This is a genomic window from Bradyrhizobium sp. BR2003, assembly GCF_009720285.1.
GTDB classification, from domain to species: domain Bacteria; phylum Pseudomonadota; class Alphaproteobacteria; order Rhizobiales; family Xanthobacteraceae; genus Bradyrhizobium; species Bradyrhizobium elkanii.
Window position 1 is genome coordinate 49,686 of sequence record NZ_SMYJ01000046.1, and the last position, 18,599, is coordinate 68,284.

The 18,599-nt window shown below is 64.8% G+C and carries 12 protein-coding genes and 1 pseudogene; 10 read left to right on the plus strand and 3 right to left on the minus strand.

The window, feature by feature from the left end; translation table 11 throughout:
* Positions 1-85: 85 nt before the first annotated feature.
* Positions 86-832 (minus strand): transglutaminase-like cysteine peptidase, encoded by a 747-nt coding sequence (locus E2I15_RS36045; protein ID WP_137481008.1) that lies wholly within the window; start codon positions 830-832, stop codon positions 86-88.
* 594 nt (positions 833-1,426) lie between these two features.
* Here E2I15_RS36045 and E2I15_RS36050 point away from each other — a divergent pair.
* Together E2I15_RS36050 and E2I15_RS36055 are read left to right on the plus strand one after the other, a co-directional pair.
* Positions 1,427-5,593, plus strand: a complete 4,167-nt coding sequence (locus E2I15_RS36050; RefSeq protein ID WP_137481009.1) for a VCBS domain-containing protein — start codon at positions 1,427-1,429, stop codon at positions 5,591-5,593.
* A gap of 100 nt (positions 5,594-5,693) precedes the next feature.
* Positions 5,694-7,928, plus strand: a complete 2,235-nt coding sequence (locus E2I15_RS36055; protein WP_137481010.1) for a CHASE2 domain-containing protein — start codon at positions 5,694-5,696, stop codon at positions 7,926-7,928.
* Between the two features lie 56 nt (positions 7,929-7,984).
* On the opposite strand, the pseudogene E2I15_RS36060 reads toward E2I15_RS36055, so the two are convergent.
* Positions 7,985-9,172: pseudogene (locus tag E2I15_RS36060) on the minus strand (ABC transporter substrate-binding protein); the annotation flags it as partial.
* Positions 9,173-9,315: 143 nt separating this feature from the next.
* On the opposite strand from E2I15_RS36060, the gene E2I15_RS36065 reads away from it, so the two are divergent.
* From E2I15_RS36065 to E2I15_RS36095, 7 genes are all read left to right on the plus strand, one after another.
* On the plus strand, positions 9,316-10,968 hold the full coding sequence (locus E2I15_RS36065) for an ABC transporter substrate-binding protein (RefSeq protein ID WP_137481011.1): 1,653 nt from the start codon (positions 9,316-9,318) through the stop codon (positions 10,966-10,968).
* A 197-nt stretch (positions 10,969-11,165) separates the two neighbouring features.
* Positions 11,166-12,119 carry an ABC transporter permease gene (locus E2I15_RS36070; RefSeq protein WP_016846820.1) on the plus strand — a complete coding sequence of 318 codons (954 nt, stop codon included), beginning with the start codon at positions 11,166-11,168 and terminating at the stop codon, positions 12,117-12,119.
* A 3-nt stretch (positions 12,120-12,122) separates the two neighbouring features.
* Positions 12,123-13,010, plus strand: a complete 888-nt coding sequence (locus E2I15_RS36075; protein ID WP_137481012.1) for an ABC transporter permease — start codon at positions 12,123-12,125, stop codon at positions 13,008-13,010.
* Positions 13,011-13,013: 3 nt separating this feature from the next.
* Positions 13,014-14,087 (plus strand): ABC transporter ATP-binding protein, encoded by a 1,074-nt coding sequence (locus E2I15_RS36080; RefSeq protein ID WP_170991654.1) that lies wholly within the window; start codon positions 13,014-13,016, stop codon positions 14,085-14,087.
* Positions 14,084-14,281, plus strand: coding sequence for a hypothetical protein (locus E2I15_RS36085; RefSeq protein ID WP_137481013.1), 198 nt, complete (start codon positions 14,084-14,086; stop codon positions 14,279-14,281). The genes E2I15_RS36080 and E2I15_RS36085 overlap by 4 nt, the downstream gene beginning before the upstream one ends.
* Positions 14,278-15,690 (plus strand): amidase, encoded by a 1,413-nt coding sequence (locus tag E2I15_RS36090; RefSeq protein WP_137481014.1) that lies wholly within the window; start codon positions 14,278-14,280, stop codon positions 15,688-15,690. Before E2I15_RS36085 ends, E2I15_RS36090 begins: the two co-directional genes overlap by 4 nt.
* Complete coding sequence (locus E2I15_RS36095) at positions 15,687-16,664, plus strand: ABC transporter ATP-binding protein (protein WP_137481015.1); 978 nt, start codon at positions 15,687-15,689, stop codon at positions 16,662-16,664. The genes E2I15_RS36090 and E2I15_RS36095 overlap by 4 nt, the downstream gene beginning before the upstream one ends.
* On the opposite strand, the gene E2I15_RS36100 is transcribed toward E2I15_RS36095, so the two are convergent.
* A complete protein-coding gene (locus tag E2I15_RS36100) occupies positions 16,661-17,569 on the minus strand; it encodes a LysR substrate-binding domain-containing protein (RefSeq protein ID WP_137481016.1) in 909 nt (302 codons plus the stop codon). The two genes, E2I15_RS36095 and E2I15_RS36100, sit on opposite strands and share 4 nt — an antisense overlap.
* 110 nt (positions 17,570-17,679) lie before the next feature.
* Between E2I15_RS36100 and E2I15_RS36105 the strand changes: the two genes are divergently transcribed.
* Positions 17,680-18,474 (plus strand): acyl-CoA thioesterase domain-containing protein, encoded by a 795-nt coding sequence (locus tag E2I15_RS36105; protein ID WP_137481017.1) that lies wholly within the window; start codon positions 17,680-17,682, stop codon positions 18,472-18,474.
* Positions 18,475-18,599: the final 125 nt, after the last annotated feature.

The following is an 18,599-nucleotide window of genomic DNA, read 5'->3' on the forward strand; positions in this document are numbered from 1 at the left end:
GCGCACGGGGGAACCTCGAGAATCCCCAATTCGCAATTGCGAATTGGGGTTCGATGCTTCGCATCGCCCGGAATGACGCAGTCAGTTACCTCGCCGCCGGCCGCCACGCGGCCTCGGCGACGAGCGGGGCATCGACATAGCGGCTGACGCCATGCTGGTCGATCACGAAGGTCGGCCGAAAACTCCTGATGTCGGCGTCCTCGATCATCGCCATGCGGCGGTTGTCGAGCGTCAGCCAGCGGCCGTCGAGCCGCGCCGCGACCACCGCATGGTCCTCGCCGCCGACGAGGTCATGCAGGACGACGATCCGCAAATCTTCCGGCGCCACGCCGGCCTTGCGCAGCGCCACCAATTTCGCGATCGCATAGTCCTCGCAATCGCCGCTGCCGCGGGCGAGCGTGGCGAGCGGCGTCGCCCAGACGTCGGGCTCGCCATAAGCCACAAGATCGCTGCCCGGGCGGATCGCAAGGTTGATCGCGCGGTTGATTTCGCCGAGCCGGGCGCGACCCTGACGCGCCCGTCCGGCATCGACGATCGCCAGGAATCGCAGCGCCGCCGGCGACGCGCAACCCGCGCGGTCGCTCTCGCAGGCTGCCAGTTGCTCCAATTCGTCGGCGAGCTTGTGCTGCACGCCGAGCCATTTGTCGTACAGGCCGCCGTCGGCAAGCAGGCTGGTCGTCAGGCCGAACGGCTCGGTCGACTTTCTGATCAGCGTCGCCGGACCGGGCGAGAGCAGCGAAGCCGCATTGAGCTCGGCAACTGGCGCGGCCAGGGCCAGGCCGAAACCCAGCATGACGGCGCGCAGCGCAAGCGAGCGAAGCGAGAATCTCATCCGACACCCCCTGTCCGCTCATCGGCGGGTGGATATTGCACCGCGCACGCGACCGGATCGTTTCATGCCGGCCAGCATGACGAACGATCCCTTCGAATCGACTTAAGATGTGGGGAATCAGGGGAAGAGGCTAAAGGGCGCCTGCGTGGGGTCCCGAAAACTTTACCGGTTTGTGAAAGGAAGCGGCGAACCTTTTTCCACTGCTTTGCAACTCATCCTTGCCTCCTGGTTAACCCGGCCGGTCGCGCACGGGACTCGTGTGATTTGTAAGCTAAGTCACAGCTTTGGCCGGGAAATTGGGGTCAAATGCCCGCTCTGGGGTATGGGGGAATAGAGGCAAGTACAGAAATGCCAATCAATACCACGAATACGTGGCTCAGTACGTATCTTGGCTTAAATCCCACCTTATGGTACCGTCAAACGAATGCGAACTACACGGCTCTTCACAGGGTGAGCCAAGTCACATCCACTCAAACCGCACTACAGGACCACCTTGCGCAAGCACAGAGTGGTTTCGCCAAGCTTTATCCGATGATATGCAGACTTAATCATTCGGATATTTTAACAATATTAACTCTCGTGCGGTGATCCGCAGTGAACTTTGTCGAGAAATTCGACGGCCTGTCGCCGAACACGGACGCTTATGCCCGTGGATACGTGCACGTCGACAGCGTTTCCACGCATGCTCCGGCCGGCGCGATCATCGTCGACGACGGGCAATTGCTGTTCACCGGCGACTTCAAGCGGACCGGGCTCGATCTCGTCATCGCGAGGGACGATCGGGAACTCGTCCTGCACGACTATTTCAAGGGCGAGAAGCGCGCGCCGCTGGCGTCGCCTGACGGCGCGCATCTCACCGGCGATCTCGTCAGCGCACTCACCGGCTACACACAATATGCCCAGGCCGGCGGCGCGGCGGAGCCGGCCAAGGTCATCGGCCATGTCACCAAGCTGACCGGGAACGCCACGGCCATCCGCAATGGCGTCGCCATCGTCCTGAACCAGGGCGACAACGTCAACAAGGGTGACGTTGTGCAATCCGGCGGCGACTCGACGCTCGGCATCACCTTCATCGACGGCACCGTGTTCGGTCTCGGGCCGAACGCCAAGATGGTGCTGAACGAAATGATCTACGACCCGAACGGGTCGAGCAATTCGTCGCTGATGAGTCTGGTCTCGGGCACGATCTCCTTCGTGGCCGGCGCGACCGCCAAGCACGGCGACATGAAGGTCGATACTCCGGTTGCGACCATGGGCATCCGCGGCACCGCGGTGCTGGTCGAGATCGATTTCGACGTGCAGGGCACCGGCGGCGTGCCGCCGGCCAAATTCCAGGTGCTGGTCGAGCCCGATGGCAGCACCGGCTCCTACATCCTGTTCGACAAGACGACGCTCAATCCGATCGCGACCGTCGATCAGGCCGGCACCCAGACCATCGTCAACGGCCAGGGCAGCGTCAGCTTCGTCTCGTCGGCGCAACTGTCGACCGATGCGCAGAAGCTCATCTCCGACGTCTTCGCGCTGAAGTTCACCGACAACAACAATCCCAACACCAAGCTCACGACGAACTTCACGGACAGCGTCGTGCCGGTGTCGACCAGCTTCAAGCTCACCAGCAGCGACAGTGGCGCGCCGATCGTCATTCTGCTGACCTTCGTCAACACGACCGGACCTCAGGCCGGCGGCGCTCCCAACAGCAGGCTCGATCACATCCCGGGGCCGCCGCAAGTCGTGACCCAGGACGCGGTGTTTACCGAGCGGCCGGGGCTGACCCAAAGCGGGCTGTTCGACACAGCGACGGGCCAGATCAAATGGCTGGACCTCAATGTCGGTGACATACCGAGTGCGAAGGTCGACTATTCCGCGTTCAGCTACCGGGACGCCAACGGCAGCGACGTCACCTCATCGCTGACGGCTGCGCAGCTCGCGGCCATCAAGACGGTCGAGATCCCGTTGCTGCTCGAGCCCAATCCGAACAACAAGAATGCCGGTTCGGCGACCTGGACCTACAACCTTGCCGACAGCGCGTTCGACTTCCTGGCCGCCGGGGAAACGCTGACGCTGACCTATGTCGCGCGCGTCGACAATAATTTCGCGCCGAACAACGAGACCACATTCAAGACCTTCACGATCACGATCACCGGCACCAACGACACGCCGGCGGTGACGTCCTCGGCGCAGGCCGGTTCGATCACCGAACTCGCAGCAACGACGAATTCCGCCCAACCCGATACGGCGCACGGCACGCTGACGTTTACCGATGCGGATCTGACCGACACGCATACGGTCACCATCACCGGCGTCAGCGAGGCCGGCGTCACCACCGGACTTGCCAGCCATGCCACCGTGCTGAGCTGGCTGTCGCTGGGCGCGCTGACTGATTCGACCGATGGCGTGACGGGATCGCGCTCCTGGACGTTCTCGGCTGCCGACAGGAGCTTCGACTATCTCGCCACCGGCGAGACGCTGACGCTGACCTACACGGTCGAGATCGGCGACCATCAGGGTGGCGTCGTCACGCTGCCGGTCACCATCACGATCGTCGGCACCGACGACAGGCCGGTGATCACCTCACCGACCCAGGCGGCCGCCATCACTGAAGCCGAGGAGACGACCGGTTCGGTCGTGCCGGAGACCGCATCCGGTACCGTGACCTTCGTCGATGTCGACCTCAGCGACACCCACAGCGTCACCGTGGCCGGCGTCACCGAAACGGGCGTTACCACAGGGCTTCCCGATCAGGCGACGATACTGGGCTGGATGTCGCTCGGTACGCTGACGGATTCGACCGGCGGTGTAACCGGATCGCGCGCCTGGACCTTCTCGGCCGCCGACAGGAATTTCGACTATCTCGCCGTCGGCGAGACGTTGACGCTGACTTACCTGATCCAGGTCGACGACCACCACGGCGGTGTCGTGACCCAGCCCGTCACCATCACCATCACGGGCACCAACGACGCGCCGACGTTCACGTCGGAGCCGCCGACCGCCACGGTCCCCGAGATGATCGGCGAGACCGGATCGATCAAGCTCGACGTGGCCCAGGCCGCGGTGACATTTGCCGACGTCGATCTCAGCGACACCCACATCGTGTCGATCACCGCCGTCGCGGAATCCGGAACGACCACAGGCCTGCCCGAGGACGAGTCCACCATCCTGAACTGGCTCTCGCTGGGGACGCTGACCGATTCGACCGGCGGGGGCGCCGGATCCCGGGCCTGGACTTTCTCGGCCGCCGACCGCAATTTCGATTATCTTGCCGACGGTGAGACGCTGACGCTGACCTATACGGTCGAGGTCAATGACCATCATGGCGGCGTGATCAGCCAACCGGTGACGATCACGATTACCGGCAGCAATGACGCACCGATCGTCACGTCGGCGCCTCAGGCTGCCATCATCCCCGAACAACCCGATACGACCGGTTCATCGACGCTAGACAGCGCATCGGGCACCGTGACGTTCACCGATGTGGATCTTAGCGACACCCACACCATGACCATCACCGGCGTCGCCGAATCCGGGACGACCACGGGCCTGCCCGACGAGCCCGCGATCCTGAACTGGCTGTCGCTGGGGACGTTGACGGACGCGACCGGCGGTTCAACCGGATCGTCGATCTGGACCTTCTCGGCTGCGGACCAGAATTTCGACTATCTCGCCCTCGGCGAGACGCTGACGCTGACCTACACGATTCAGATCGACGACCACCATGGCGGCGTCGTCAACGAGCCCGTGACGATCACGATCGACGGCGCCAACGACGCGCCGACACTTGCCGACGTCAATGCCGGCACGCTCACCGATACCGCTGATAACGACACGTTCGGCACGCTGACCGGCACGCTGCATGGCAACGACGTCGACCATGGCGAAACCGCGACGCTGACTTATGCCGCGCTCAATTCGGACCACGCCGCGGTCACGCAGATCGCAGGCCTCTACGGCTCGCTGACCGTCAACCCGGACGGCACCTACAGCTATGTTCCCGATCCCGCCGCGATCAACGCCTTGGGCAAGGGTACCTATGCCGACACGTTCGATGTGGAGACGATCGACGCGCATGGCGCCGTCGGGACTGCGAAGCTGACGATCGACGTGATCGGCGCCAACGACACCCCCGTGATCCATACCGACAACGTCAGTATCACCGAACATCCCAACGGGACCGAGACGATCTCCGGACTGACCGTGACGGACGCCGATGCGACAGCCGACGAGACCTTCACCATGGCCGCGACGACGACGCCCGCTGCGGGCAGCAGCGTTGCGCCTTCGTCGCAGGAGGGGCTTCTCTCCAGCATCAACACAGCGCTTGGATCGTCGGGCCTCGTTTACAACCCCGGCCAGACACCGCCAGCGACCGACAAGATCGCGCTCTCCGTGACCGATGGCCATGGCGCAACCGATACGGTCAACCTGATCTTCAACGTCCAGCAGGATCCGCCGCAGCCGGTGACACTGACGGGGACCAGCGACAAGGACGTGTTCTTCGGGTCGGGGTACCAGGACAAGTTCGTGTTTGCGCCGAGCTTCAACCACGACACGATCCTGAACTTCACGCCAGGCGAGGACCAGATCGACCTGTCCACGGTCGTCTCGGCAAGCACCTTCAGTACCTGGTTCGATCAGCATGTTGCGACATCGCCGACGAACTCGGCGGATACGCTGATCACGGTCGACGGCGCAGACACGATCACATTGCACAATGTCGCGAAGGCGAGCCTGTCTCAGAACGACTTCATTATTCATTTTACGTGACGGACGCGCGGCGGTGTCGCCGCGGGTCTGGTCCGGCCGATTGTGCACTGCGCATGCTTGTTCGATTGGAACAATTCTGCGCGCGTGATATCCAGATGGCATGAAACGGCTGAAGGCGATACGCAGGTGGTTCGCACGGCGCTTCGGCTACGCGCGGCTGGTCTGCGTGGCGCTGTTGATCGGCATTGCCGCGCTGCGGATCGTGGATCCGGCTCCGGTCCAGGAGCTTCGCGTCAGGACGTTTGACACATTCCAGGCGCTGCAGCCGCGCCAGAAGACCGCGCGGCCCGTCACCATCGTCGACATCGACGAGAAGAGCCTCGCCGATCCCCGGCTCGGACAGTGGCCGTGGCCACGGACGCGGCTCGCCGACATCGTCACCAACCTCACCCGGCTCGGCGCCGTGGTGATCGCGTTCGACGCGGTGTTCTCCGAGCCGGACCGTCTCAACCCCGATATCGCCGCCGATACCTTCAGCAGCCTCGATGAGGAGATGCGCGCCAGGCTGCGGCAGCTGCCGAGCAACGACAGCATCATGGCCGAAGCCATCAAGAACTCGCGCGTGGTGCTCGGCGAATCCGGCGGGCCCAACGTGCGCGCCGACCTCAACGAAAAGCTTCCGGTCACCGGACTTGCGATGCTCGGCGAGGAGCCGCAGCCTTTCATGTTCATGTTCCCGGGGTTGCTGCGCAACGTGCCGGTGCTTGAGGAGGCGGCTGCCGGGCGTGGCCTGTTCACGATCAGGCCGGAGCGCGACGGTATCGTCAGGCGCGTGCCGATGATCATGGTGGCGCAGGGCATCACCATGCCGTCGCTGAGCTTCGAGATGCTGCGGGTGGCGAGCGGCTCGGGTACGATCCTGATCAAGGCCGACAAGGCCGGGATCAAGAGCCTGGGTCTCAAGGGCTTTGCGATCCCGACCGATCTCCACGGCCAGCTCTGGATCCACTACGCCCGCCGCGATCCCTCGATCTATGTCTCGGCCGTCGATGTGCTGGACGGGCGCGTCCCACCGGACCGAATTGCCGGCAAGCTGATCGTGATCGGCACCTCGGCGATCGGGCTGAACGACATCAAGACGACGCCGGTGACGCCGGCGATGCCTGGTGTCGAGGTTCATGCCCAGGTGCTGGAGAGCGCGCTGACCGGCGACGTCGTTTCGCAGCCGAATTACGGCATCGGCATCGAGTTCTTCGCCGCGTTGATCATGGGGCTCCTTGTCATCGCCTTCGCGCCGAAGTTCGGTCCGATCACGCTGGTCGCCGTCGGCGGAATGTTCGCCTCCGTGCTGATCGGCACGTCCTGGTATTTCTATTCCCAGCACCGGCTGCTGATCGACTTCACCTATCCGCTGATGTCGACCACGGCGATCTATCTCACGCTGATCTTCTCCGCCTTCGTGCGCGAGCAGCAGCAGCGCCGACAGATCAGGTCGCAATTCGTGCAGTACATGTCGCCCGCGCTGGTCGAGCAGCTGGCGCAGTCGCCGGAGCGGCTGGTGCTCGGCGGCGAGGAACGCGAGATGACCATTATGTTCTCGGACATGCGCGGTTTCACCTCGATCTCGGAAACCTACAAGAGCAATCCGCAGGGCCTCACGGCGCTGATGAACCGCTTCCTTACTCCGCTTTCCAACGCGATCCTCGCCCGCAAGGGCACCATCGACAAATATATGGGCGACGCCATCATGGCGTTCTGGAACGCGCCGCTCGACGACAAGCAGCACCAGCTCAACGCATGCGATGCGGCGCTCGACATGCTGGAGCGCGTCGACGACCTCAACCGTGAGCGGGAGCAGGAGGCGAAGGACGGTGGCCACGTCTATGTGCCGCTCAACATCGGAGTCGGTCTCAACACCGGCTTCTGCGTAGTCGGCAATATGGGCTCCGATGTGCGCTTCGACTATTCGGTGTTCGGCGACAGCGTCAATCTGGCCTCGCGGCTCGAGGGGCAGTCAAAGGAGTACGGCTTCCCGATCATCGTGGGATCGAAGACTGCGCTCGCGGTGAAGGAAAAGTTCGCGATCCTCGAGCTCGACTTCATCATGGTCAAGGGCAAGAAGGAGCCCGAGGTGATCTACGCGATTGCCGGCCGCGAGGATGTCGCGAACTCCGGCCGCTTCCAGCGGCTGCGCAACCTGACCATCGAGATGCTCGCCTGCTACCGCGGCCGCGATTGGGACGGCGCGCTCGCCGCGATCGAACGCGGCCGCAAGACCGACGAGGCGCAGACGCTGCAATATCTCTACCGCCTCTACGAGGCGCGCATCCACGCCTTCAAGAAGGAGCCGCCGCCCGACGACTGGAACGGCGCATTCGCGTTGACGACGAAATAGACGCCCCACTTTCGTCGGGACGACGGCGGAGGGGTTTACGCGGCGACGACCAGCAACTACTCCAGCCCGATCTGGGTCAGGTCCTGGAACCAGTGCTGCGCCTGCACGAAGGTTTTCACCTTCGGCGACAACGCGTGCGGATTGGTGTCGTGCACCACCCACACCAGCGCGGCATCGTCGACGATCAGCGCGTGCGCCTGCGCCAGCAGCGCATCCTGCTTCGCGGTATCGAAGGTCTGCTTGGCCTCGTCGATCAGCGCATCGACCTTCGGGTTCTTGTAGCCGCCCCAGTTGACGCCGACCGGTGCGATTTGGCCGGAATGGAAGAACCGCACGATGGCGTAGAGCGGATCCGACGTGACATAGGCGATGTTGTTGGCGGTGATGCCGGCGTTCATCTCGTCCGCCGCGCCCTTGCGCCAGTGCGTATATAATGTCTCGAGCTCGACCACCTTGAAGTCGATGTCGATGCCGATCTCCCTGAAGCTCTGCTGCAGGAACTCGTTCATCGGCAGCGACAGCATCTGCCCGGTACCGCCCTGGGCGATGATGAAGGTCGCCTTCAGCGGCTTGTCCTTCGAATAGCCGGCTTCCTCCACCAGCTTCCTGGCGGCTGCGAGGTCGTATTTCAGTTCAAAGGTCGGCTTGCCGAACCATGGGCTCGACGGATCGACCTGGCCCTTGGCGGGCTTGGCGAGGCCGTTCATCAGGCCAACCACCGCCTCGCGGTCGATCGCGAGGTTGAGCGCCTTGCGCAGGCGGATATCGGTCCATGGCGAGCCCGGCAGCACGCTCAAGTGATAGTTCCAGACATGCGGTGTCACGTTGTCGACGATCCTCATGCCGGCGGCCTTGAGCTGCGGCACGGCGTCGGGCGCCGGAGTTTCGATCAGGTCGACCTGGCCGGCCAGCAGCGCGTTGGTGCGGGTCAGCGCTTCCGGCATCGGAATCAGGATCATCTTGTCGACCTTCGCAAGCCGCTTCTTGTCCCAATAGTCCGGGTTTTTCGTCAGCTCGGCGAGCTCGCGTGGCACCAGCTTGGTCAGCTTGAACGGACCGGTACCGGAGGGCTGACTGGCGAATTTGTCCCAGTCCTTGCCGAGCTTTTCGTATTGTGCGGGGCTCGAGACCAGGAACCAGAGCATCTGGTAGGGGAAGAAGGAGTCGACGGTCTTGGTGGTGATCTCGATGGTGAAATCGTCGATCTTGGCGTAGCTCGCGACCGAGGGCAGGCGGGTCTTCTTCGCTCCGTTCGGGCGCGAGGTGGGAAGAAATGACGCGCCCGGCGGTTATTTGCTGATGAACTATTCCCCTTGGCACAGGCATTGCATACGCTTGCCCAAGAAATAATCACCAAAACGTCACCAGACTCGAAGGGGCTGCTCAGATGCGTAACAGGAAAACCAATGCGACGGCGATCATGCTGGCGCTGGCGATAGCCACTGGCGTGCCGGCGATCGCCAGCGCCGAGACCGTGCTGCGCATTGGCATGACCGCTGCCGATATTCCGCGCACGCTCGGTCAGCCCGACCAGGGTTTTGAAGGCAATCGCTTCACCGGGCTGACGATGTATGACGCGCTGACGATGTGGGACCTGTCCTCGTCGGACAAGGCGAGCGCGATGATTCCGGGTCTAGCCACCGAGTGGAAGGTCGACGATGTCGACAAGACCAAGTGGATTTTCAAGCTGCGCCCCGGCGTCACCTTTCATGACGGCTCGCCGTTCAATGCCGACGCCGTGGTCTGGAATGTGGACAAGGTGCTGAAGCAGGACGCGCCGCAATACGATGCGAGCCAGGTCGGCGTCACCGCCTCACGCATGCCGACGCTGGTCTCGGCGCGCAAGATCGACGACATGACGGTGGAGCTGACCACCAAGGAGCCGGACAGCTTCCTGCCGATCAATCTCACCAATTTGTTCATGGCGAGCCCGGCCAAGTGGCAGCAATTCTACGACAAGGCGGAAGGCGCCGACGCCAAGGCGAAGTCGCAGGCCGCGTGGGCCGCGTTCGCCAAGGACGCGTCGGGCACCGGGCCCTGGAAGATGTCGAGCTTCACCCCGCGCGAGCGGCTTGAGCTGGTGAAGAACGAAAATTACTGGGACAAGGCGCGGGTGCCGAAGGTCGACAAGATGGTGCTGTTGCCGATGCCGGAGGCCAATGCCCGCACCGCGGCGCTGCTGTCGGGGCAGGTCAACTGGATCGAGGCGCCGGCGCCGGACGCGCTGCCCGAGATCAAGCAGCGAGGTTTCAACCTCTATTCCAACGAGGAGCCGCATGTCTGGCCGTGGCAGTTCTCGCGCGTCGAGGGCTCGCCGTGGAACGATATCCGCGTCCGCAAGGCGGCCAATCTCTGCGTCGATCGCGAAGGGCTGCGTGACGGCCTGCTTGCCGGCCTGATGGTGCCGGCGACCGGCACGTTCGAGCCGGGCCATCCCTGGCGCGGCAACCCGACCTTCCAGATCAAGTACGACAAGCCGGCCGCGCAGAAGCTGATGCAGGAGGCGGGCTTCGGTCCGAACAAGAAGCTGACGGTCAAGATCCAGACCTCGGCATCGGGGTCGGGCCAGATGCTTCCGTTGCCGATGAACGAGTATCTGCAACAGGCGTTGGCCGAGTGCTACTTCGATGTGCAGCTCGACGTCATCGAGTGGAACACGCTGTTCACCAATTGGCGGCGCGGCGCCAAGGATCCGACCGCCAACGGCTCGAACGCCATCAACGTCACCTATGCGGCGATGGATCCGTTCTTCGCGCTGGTGCGCTTCCTGCAGTCGGGCATGGCGCCGCCGGTGTCGAACAATTGGGGTTTCAACAACAATCCGAAGTTCGACGAGCTGGTGAAGAAGGCCCGCCAGACCTTCGAGCCGGCCGCGCGCGACGCCGCGCTCGCCGAGCTGCATGCGGCCTCGGTCGACGACGCGGCTTTCCTCTATGTCGCCCACGACGTCGCACCGCGCGCGATGAGCCCGAAGATCAAGGGCTTTGTGCAGCCGAAGAGCTGGTTCGTCGACTTCTCGCCGGTCACGGTCGCGCCGTGAGGCGCTAGTCGCGCAACAGGTGGACCCTCTCCCCTTGTGGGAGTGGGTGGCTTCGCGAGAGCGAAGCCGGGTGAGGGGTTGTCGCCGCGGACACTCCTCCCCGAGATGAAATGATTGCATCCGCGGATGGAAACCCTCATCCGGCGCGCTCCGCGCGCCACCTTCTCCCGCAAGGGAGAAGGAAGAAAGAACGCAACGTGTTCGCCTATACGTCCAGACGGATCGTCTACGTCATTCCGATCGTGCTCAGCGTGGCGCTGGTGTGCTTCCTCCTGGTGCACATTACGCCCGGCGACCCCCTGGTCGCGGTGCTGCCGGCTGATGCCTCGCAGGAGCTCGCCGCGCAATTGCGCACGGCCTACGGCTTCGATCGTCCGTTGCCGGTGCAATTCGGTCTGTGGCTGTGGCGCGCGATCCATGGCGATCTCGGCAATTCGATCGCGACCGGGCGGCCCGTCCTGACCGAGGTGATGCGCGCCGTCGGCAACACCGTGATGCTGGCGATCGCGGCGGCGATGATCGGCTTTACGCTCGGCCTGCTGTTCGGCCTGATCGCCGGCTATTTCCGCGACACCTGGGTCGACAAGGTCGCGACCTCGGTTGCGATAGCCGGCGTGTCGCTGCCGCATTATTGGCTCGGCATGGTGCTGGTCATCATCTTCTCGGTGCAGCTCAACTGGCTACCTGCGGTCGGCGCAGGTCCCGGCGGCTCCGGCGCCTGGGCGTGGGACTGGGAGCATCTGCGCTATCTGGTGCTGCCAGCGATCACCACCTCGGTGATCCCGATGGGCATCATCACCCGCACGGTGCGCGCGTTGACCGGCGACATCCTGAGCCAGGATTTTGTCGAGGCGCTGCGCGCCAAGGGCCTGCGCGAGACCGAGGTGTTCCGCCACGTCGTCAAGAATGCGGCACCGACCGCGCTCGCGGTCATGGGCCTGCAGCTCGGCTATATGCTGGGCGGCTCGATCCTGATCGAGACCGTGTTCTCCTGGCCGGGATCGGGCCTGCTGTTGAACTCGGCGATCTTCCAGCGCGATCTGCCGCTGCTGCAGGGCACCATCCTGGTGCTGGCGCTGTTCTTCGTGCTGCTCAACCTCCTGGTCGACATCGCGCAGGCCGCGATCGATCCGCGCATCAAGCGGAGCTAGAGCATGAGCGCAATGAGCGATACTGCGTTGCAGGCTGCCCCGACCACCAAGGCGCGCGGCTATTGGGCGACGGTTGCCCGCCGCATCAGGCGCGACAAGGTCAGCATGGCCTGTGCCATCATCCTGGTGCTGATCTTTGCGTCGGCGCTGCTGGCGCCATGGCTGCATCTCGCCGATCCCTATCAGGGCTCGATGATCCGCCGTCTCCGCCATATCGGCACGCCGGGCTATCCGCTCGGCACCGACGAACTCGGCCGCGACATGCTGGCGCGGTTGATATATGGCGGACGGCTGTCGCTGGTCATCGGCATCCTGCCGGTGATCTTCGCCTTCGTGATCGGCACTTCGCTCGGCCTCGTCGCCGGCTATGTCGGCGGCAAGCTCAATACCGCGATCATGCGCACCGTCGACGTGTTCTACGCCTTCCCGTCGGTGCTGCTGGCGATCGCGATCTCGGGTGCGCTCGGCGCCGGCATCACCAATTCGATCGTGTCGCTGACCATCGTGTTCGTGCCGCAGATCACCCGCGTCGCGGAAAGCGTCACCACCGGCGTCCGCAACATGGATTTCGTCGAGGCGGCGCGCGCGTCCGGCGCGGGTCCGTTCACCATCATGCGGGTGCACATGCTCGGCAATGTGCTCGGCCCGATCTTCGTCTATGCCACCGGCCTGATCTCGGTGTCGATGATCCTTGCGGCCGGTCTGTCGTTCCTCGGGCTCGGCACCAAGCCGCCGGAGCCGGAATGGGGCTTAATGCTGAACACGCTGCGCACCGCGATCTACGTCAATCCGTGGGTTGCGGCGCTGCCGGGTGTGATGATCTTCGCCGTCTCGATCTGCTTCAATCTGCTCAGCGACGGCATGCGCAGCGCCATGGACATCAGGAATTGAAGCATGAGCGACGCCAATCTCTCCGTCGATATGCTGGAGCCGGTCGCCGACATCGGCGGCGCCGCGCAGCCGCTGCTGCAGGTCAAGGGACTGACCAAGCACTTCCCGGTGCGCGGCGGGCTGTTCAGTCCGCGCAAGACCGTGCGCGCCGTCGACGACGTCACCTTCGCGGTCATGAAGGGCGAGACCGTCGGCATTGTCGGCGAATCCGGCTGCGGCAAATCGACTACGGCGCGGCTCTTGATGCACCTGATGGCACGCGATGCCGGCGACATCATCTATGACGGCCGGCAGGTCGGCCCGTCGCTCTCGCTGCGCGATTTGCGGCGCGGCGTGCAGATGGTGTTCCAGGACAGCTACGCCTCGCTCAACCCGCGCCTCACCATCGAGGAATCGATCGCCTTCGGGCCAAAGGTCCACGGCATGGCCGACGACACGGCGCGGAAGCTGGCGCGCGAACTGCTCGGCAAGGTCGGCCTGCGGCCGGAGATTTTTGCCAACCGCTATCCGCACGAGGTATCCGGCGGCCAGCGCCAGCGCGTCAATATCGCCCGTGCGCTCGCGCTGTCGCCGCGGCTCGTGATCCTCGATGAAGCGGTCTCCGCGCTCGACAAATCGGTCGAGGCGCAGGTGCTCAACCTGCTCGCCGACCTGAAGCGCGAATTCGGCCTGACCTACCTGTTCATCAGCCACGATCTCAACGTCGTCCGCTACATCTCCGACCGCGTGCTGGTGATGTATCTCGGCGAGGTCGTCGAACTCGGCCCGGTCGATGCGGTCTGGGACGCGCCGGCGCATCCCTATACCCGCGCGCTGCTGGCGGCGATGCCGTCATCCGATCCCGACAAGCGCACCGAGGTGCCGCCGATCTCGGGCGATCCGCCCAATCCGATCGATCCGCCATCGGGCTGCCGGTTTCACACCCGTTGTCCGTTTGCGGAGCCGCTCTGCGCAAACGACACGCCAAAACTCAGCGATCTCGATACAATGGGCCATCAGGCGGCGTGCTACATGGCCATTCCTGGCTCGGGGCACAGCCGCGCGCCGGCAAAAGCAAAAGGAGAAAACGCGGCATGACCAGACCCACGGCCAAGGATGTCAAGGTGATCGCGCACGTCGCCGACGTGCCCGCCGACGACGACGTCGCCACCCGGATCGCCAATTCGATCGGGCCGGCATTCGACGGCTTCGCACCGATCTCCGGCACGCTGCCCTTCGATCTCGAACCCGCGAGCTTCCTGCTGGCGCAGATCGCGAAGGTGTCGAAATGAGTTCTGATCCGGCCCTGATGACGCTGACCGCGGTCGCCAAGGCGATTGCAGACAAGAAAGTTTCCTCGCATGAGGTGACGCGCGCGGTGCTGCATCGCATTGCGGAATGGCAGCCGCGCCTCAACGCCTATATGGCTGTTGAATCCGAGCAGGCGCTGGCCGCGGCCACCGAGGCCGATGCCGCGCTCGCCAAGGGCAATAGTCGCGGTGCGCTGCACGGCGTGCCGCTGGCGCACAAGGACATGTATTACGACGCCGGCAAGGTCGTGACCTGTGGCTCGCTGATTCGCCGCGACTTCGTGCCGAAGACGACTGCGACGGCTTTGCAGCGGCTGAAGGATGCCGGACAGGTCCGCCTCGGCTCGCTGCAAATGGTCGAGTTCGCCTATGGGCCGACCGGCCACAACGTGCATTACGGCGCCGTGCGCAATCCCTGGAACACCGAGCACATCACCGGCGGCTCGTCGTCGGGCTCGGGCTCGGCAGTTGCTGCGCGGCTGACCTTCGCGGCGCTCGGCTCCGACACCGGCGGTTCGGTGCGCATGCCCGCGCATTTCTGTGGCGTCACCGGCCTGAAGACGACGGTCGGCCGCGTCAGCCGCGCCGGTGCGATGCCGCTGTCGCAGTCGCTCGATACCGTCGGTCCGCTGGCGCAGACCGCGGAAGACTGCGCGCTGCTGCTCGGCCTGATGGCCGGTGCGGACCCGGAGGACCTGACAGCGTCGACGCAGCCGGTGCCGGACTATATGGCCGCGACCAAACAGTCGCTGAAGGGCCTGAAGATCGGCGTGCCGACGGCGTTCTATGTCGACGACCTCGATCCTGAGGTGGCGCGTATCCTCGACGAGACCATCGCCACCCTGAAGAAAGAGGGCGCCGAAATCGTCAAGGTCGAGCTGCCCGATCAGCGCCAGCTCTCTTCGGCATCGCAACTGGTGCTCGCGGTCGAGGCCGCCGCCTTCCACAAGCGCTGGATGATCGAGCGGCCGCAGGATTACGGCGCGCAGGTCCTGATGCGGCTGCAGAACGGGCTGACCATTCCGGCGGTCACCTATCTCGAGGCGATGCGCTGGCGCGGCCCCGCGCTCGCCGGGCACAACGCAGCCGTCAGCGGCGTCGACGCGGTGATCGCGCCGTCGTCGCCGGTACCGGCACCTACGATTGCCGAGAGCGATGTCGGCAACGGTCCGGGTGCCGACGCGGTGCTGCAGCGCCTGACGCGGTTCACCCGCCCGGTCAACTATCTCGGCCTACCGTCGCTCTCGATTCCCTCCGGCTTCACCAAGGCGGGCTTGCCGGTCGGCATGCAGCTGATCGGCCGCTCCTTCGAGGAAGCCTCACTGCTTCAGATCGGCGCTGCCTTCCAGCGCGCGACAGATTTCCACGCCAGGGTGCCCAAGCTCGCATGACCAACCTCGTCGAGATCGACAACCTCAACATCCGCTTCACCGGCGATCGCACGGTCCATGCCGTGAACGATCTCAGCCTAAAGCTCGGCGAGGGCGAGGTGTTGGGGCTGCTCGGCGAGTCCGGCTCGGGCAAGAGCGTGACGCTGCGCGCGTTGATGCGGCTGTTGCCGAAGAAGCGCACGCAGATATCCGGCAGCGTCAAGGTGCTGGGACAGCAGGTGCTGGCGATGGACGACGAGGCGCTGTCCGCATTCCGCGGCCAGACCGTCTCGATGATCTTCCAGGAGCCGGCGCTGGCGCTCGATCCGGTCTACACCATCGGCCGCCAGATCGCGGAGACGGTGATGCGCCACGAGGGCAAGAGCGAGCGCGAGGCGACGGCCCGCGCGCTTGAGATGCTCGAGGTGGTGCGGATCCCGTCCGCGAAGCGGCGGCTGGACTCCTATCCACACGAGATGTCGGGCGGCATGCGCCAGCGTGCGATGATCGCACTGGCGCTGGCCTGCAAGCCGAAGATCCTGCTCGCGGACGAGCCGACCACGGCGCTCGATGCCACCGTGCAGATCCAGATCCTGCTGCTGCTGCGCGAGCTGCAGCGCGAGTTCGGCATGTCGGTCATCTTCGTCACCCACGATATTGGCGTCGCGATCGAGATCTGCGATCGCGTCGCGGTGATGTATGCCGGCGAGATCGTGGAGCAGGGCGCCTTGCGCGACATCGTGCGCTCGCCGGTTCACCCCTATGCCAAGGGTTTGCTGGCCTCGACCATTCACGGCGCGATGCGCGGCCAGCGGCTGGAAACCATTCCGGGCACGCCGCCTTCGCTCGATCACGCGCCGGCCAGTTGCTCCTTTGCGCCGCGTTGCAAGTTCGCCGAGCCGCGCTGCAGCGAGCGCTTGCCGCCGGTCGTGCAGGTCGCTCCCGGCCGTTTGGCACGGTGCATCCTGGCCGAGCCGGCGCCGGCCACGGCCTAGCTCGCGCGCGCGACCGCGTCCGTGATCCAGCGCCGCACCGCGGCGATGCGGCGGTCCCGCGCCTGTTCGGTGCGAGAGACCAGGTAGATCGTCTCGCTGTATGCGGCCTCGAACGCAAACGGCGCCACCAGCCGCTTGCCGAAGCCCGGCCGCGCCTTGATCAGGGGCGCGATCGCAATCGCGACGCCGAGCCCGTGTTCGGCGGCCTCCAGCATCGCCGGCACGTTGTCGAGCCACAGATGTCCGCGCGGAGCAAGATTGGGCAGCCCGGCCTCCTTCAGCCAGGCCGGCCACGCCCGCGGCTGCGTCGTGACATGGATCAGCACCTCGCGCGACAGGTCCGCAGGGGTCCGAAGACCTGCCTTGACCAGTGCCGGCGTACAGACCGGCATTCCTTTGACCTGCACCAGCGGCTCGACCTTCAGCCCGGCGGCATGTTCCCGCCCGTAGCGGATCGCGACATCGACGCGCGAGCCGTTGAAGTCGGCATATTGGTGGGTGGCCTCGATCCGCAGCGTCAGTTGCGGATGGCGCCGCTTGAACTCCGGCAGCGCCGGCAGCAGCACGGCGCTGGTGAAGAACGGCAATGAGCTGATCCAGAGCTCACCACTTGCCTCGCCGCGTTGCCGCAGCATGTCCCGGCTCGCCTCCTGCAGCGCCGCCAGCGCGGCCGACACTTTTGCAAGGTAGCGCTCGCCGTCGGCGGTCAACCGCACCTGGCGCGCGCCGCGGACGAACAGCTTGGTGCCGAACTGCTCCTCCAGCCCGCGGATCTGGTGGCTGATCGCCGACGGGCTCAGCGACAGGTCTCGCGCGGCGCGCCGGAAGCTGAGTTGGGTGGCCGCGCGCTCGAAGGCGAGCAGCGCCGGCAGCGGCGGGATCACCCGCGGATCGGGGGTGTCCAATGGGTGAATCCTGCTCACCTGAAGTGATGAATGGCCTTTTGTCATGGCCGCTATTCTTGGATCAGATTGGCCGTACGCTAAATCCTGCTCATCTCATGGGATCATTCGTCTTGGCCATCTTCGAACCGCTCGCCACGCCTCATCACTGGAAGCCCGCGGCGCTGGCGGCCGGGCCGTTCACGGGCCTTCAGGGCGGGGCGGTCGCAAGCCTGCTGACCGGCGAGGTCGAGGCCATGGCCGGCGCGCGCAACTGGGGCACCGCGATCTCGGCGGCGGCCTGGTTCCTGCGGCCGACGCCAATGGCGGAACTGCGCACGCAGGTTACCGTGGTGACCGAGGGCGGCCGGGTCAGCGTCGTCGACAACACGCTCTGGCCGGCCGGTGAGGAGCAACCCTGCGCGACGGTGCGCGTGACGCTGTCGCGCGAGCGTGCCGTCGAGGTCCCGGGGTTTTACGGGAGCGCAGCCGATCCGGTGGATCCTACGGCATTTCCGTTGCGCAACCTGCGTGCCGTCCATGGCCGCAGCTGGTTCATGGATGCGATGGAAGCCCGTGCCGGGGGCGATGTCGCCTGGTTTCGCTTGCATCACGCCGTAATTGCGGACGTCGGCCCATTGGCGCGAGTGCTCGGCCCGGCTGATTGGACCCACGGCATCGCGCGCCCGGTCCAGAACGCTGTGGCCGACCCCAATCCGAACCTCGCGGTGCAGCTGTTCAGGCCGCCGCGGGGCGCGTGGATCGGCGTTCGCGCCGAGGCCCGCTGGCGACCGGAGGCCGGGCTCGGCGTCGGCAGCGGGGTCTTGCTCGATGTGGATGGCGAGATCGGCCGGGTCTCGATGTCGGTCATTCTCGTGCCGTTTCCGGGAAGCGCGCCCGCGCGCGGCCAGGGTTCCGCGGCCGGTTAACCCTAATTTATTCCGTCAACTGTCGGTGCGATCACAAAAATGGGCCGCGAACCATGCTTTGGTTCGCGCGACTTAAAATGGACGGTGGTCGCAAACGTCTATACAACGTGGCGATCACGTAACTC

Bases quoted from the DNA above. Each gene is read 5' to 3' on its own strand.
- E2I15_RS36045 (WP_137481008.1), bottom strand. From the start codon at position 832: ATGAGATTCTCGCTTCGCTCGCTTGCGCTGCGCGCCGTCATGCTGGGT.
- E2I15_RS36055 (WP_137481010.1), top strand. From the start codon at position 5,694: ATGAAACGGCTGAAGGCGATACGCAGGTGGTTCGCACGGCGCTTCGGC.
- E2I15_RS36065 (WP_137481011.1), top strand. From the start codon at position 9,316: ATGCGTAACAGGAAAACCAATGCGACGGCGATCATGCTGGCGCTGGCG.
- E2I15_RS36075 (WP_137481012.1), top strand. From the start codon at position 12,123: ATGAGCGCAATGAGCGATACTGCGTTGCAGGCTGCCCCGACCACCAAG.
- E2I15_RS36080 (WP_170991654.1), top strand. From the start codon at position 13,014: ATGAGCGACGCCAATCTCTCCGTCGATATGCTGGAGCCGGTCGCCGAC.
- E2I15_RS36085 (WP_137481013.1), top strand. From the start codon at position 14,084: ATGACCAGACCCACGGCCAAGGATGTCAAGGTGATCGCGCACGTCGCC.
- E2I15_RS36090 (WP_137481014.1), top strand. From the start codon at position 14,278: ATGAGTTCTGATCCGGCCCTGATGACGCTGACCGCGGTCGCCAAGGCG.
- E2I15_RS36095 (WP_137481015.1), top strand. From the start codon at position 15,687: ATGACCAACCTCGTCGAGATCGACAACCTCAACATCCGCTTCACCGGC.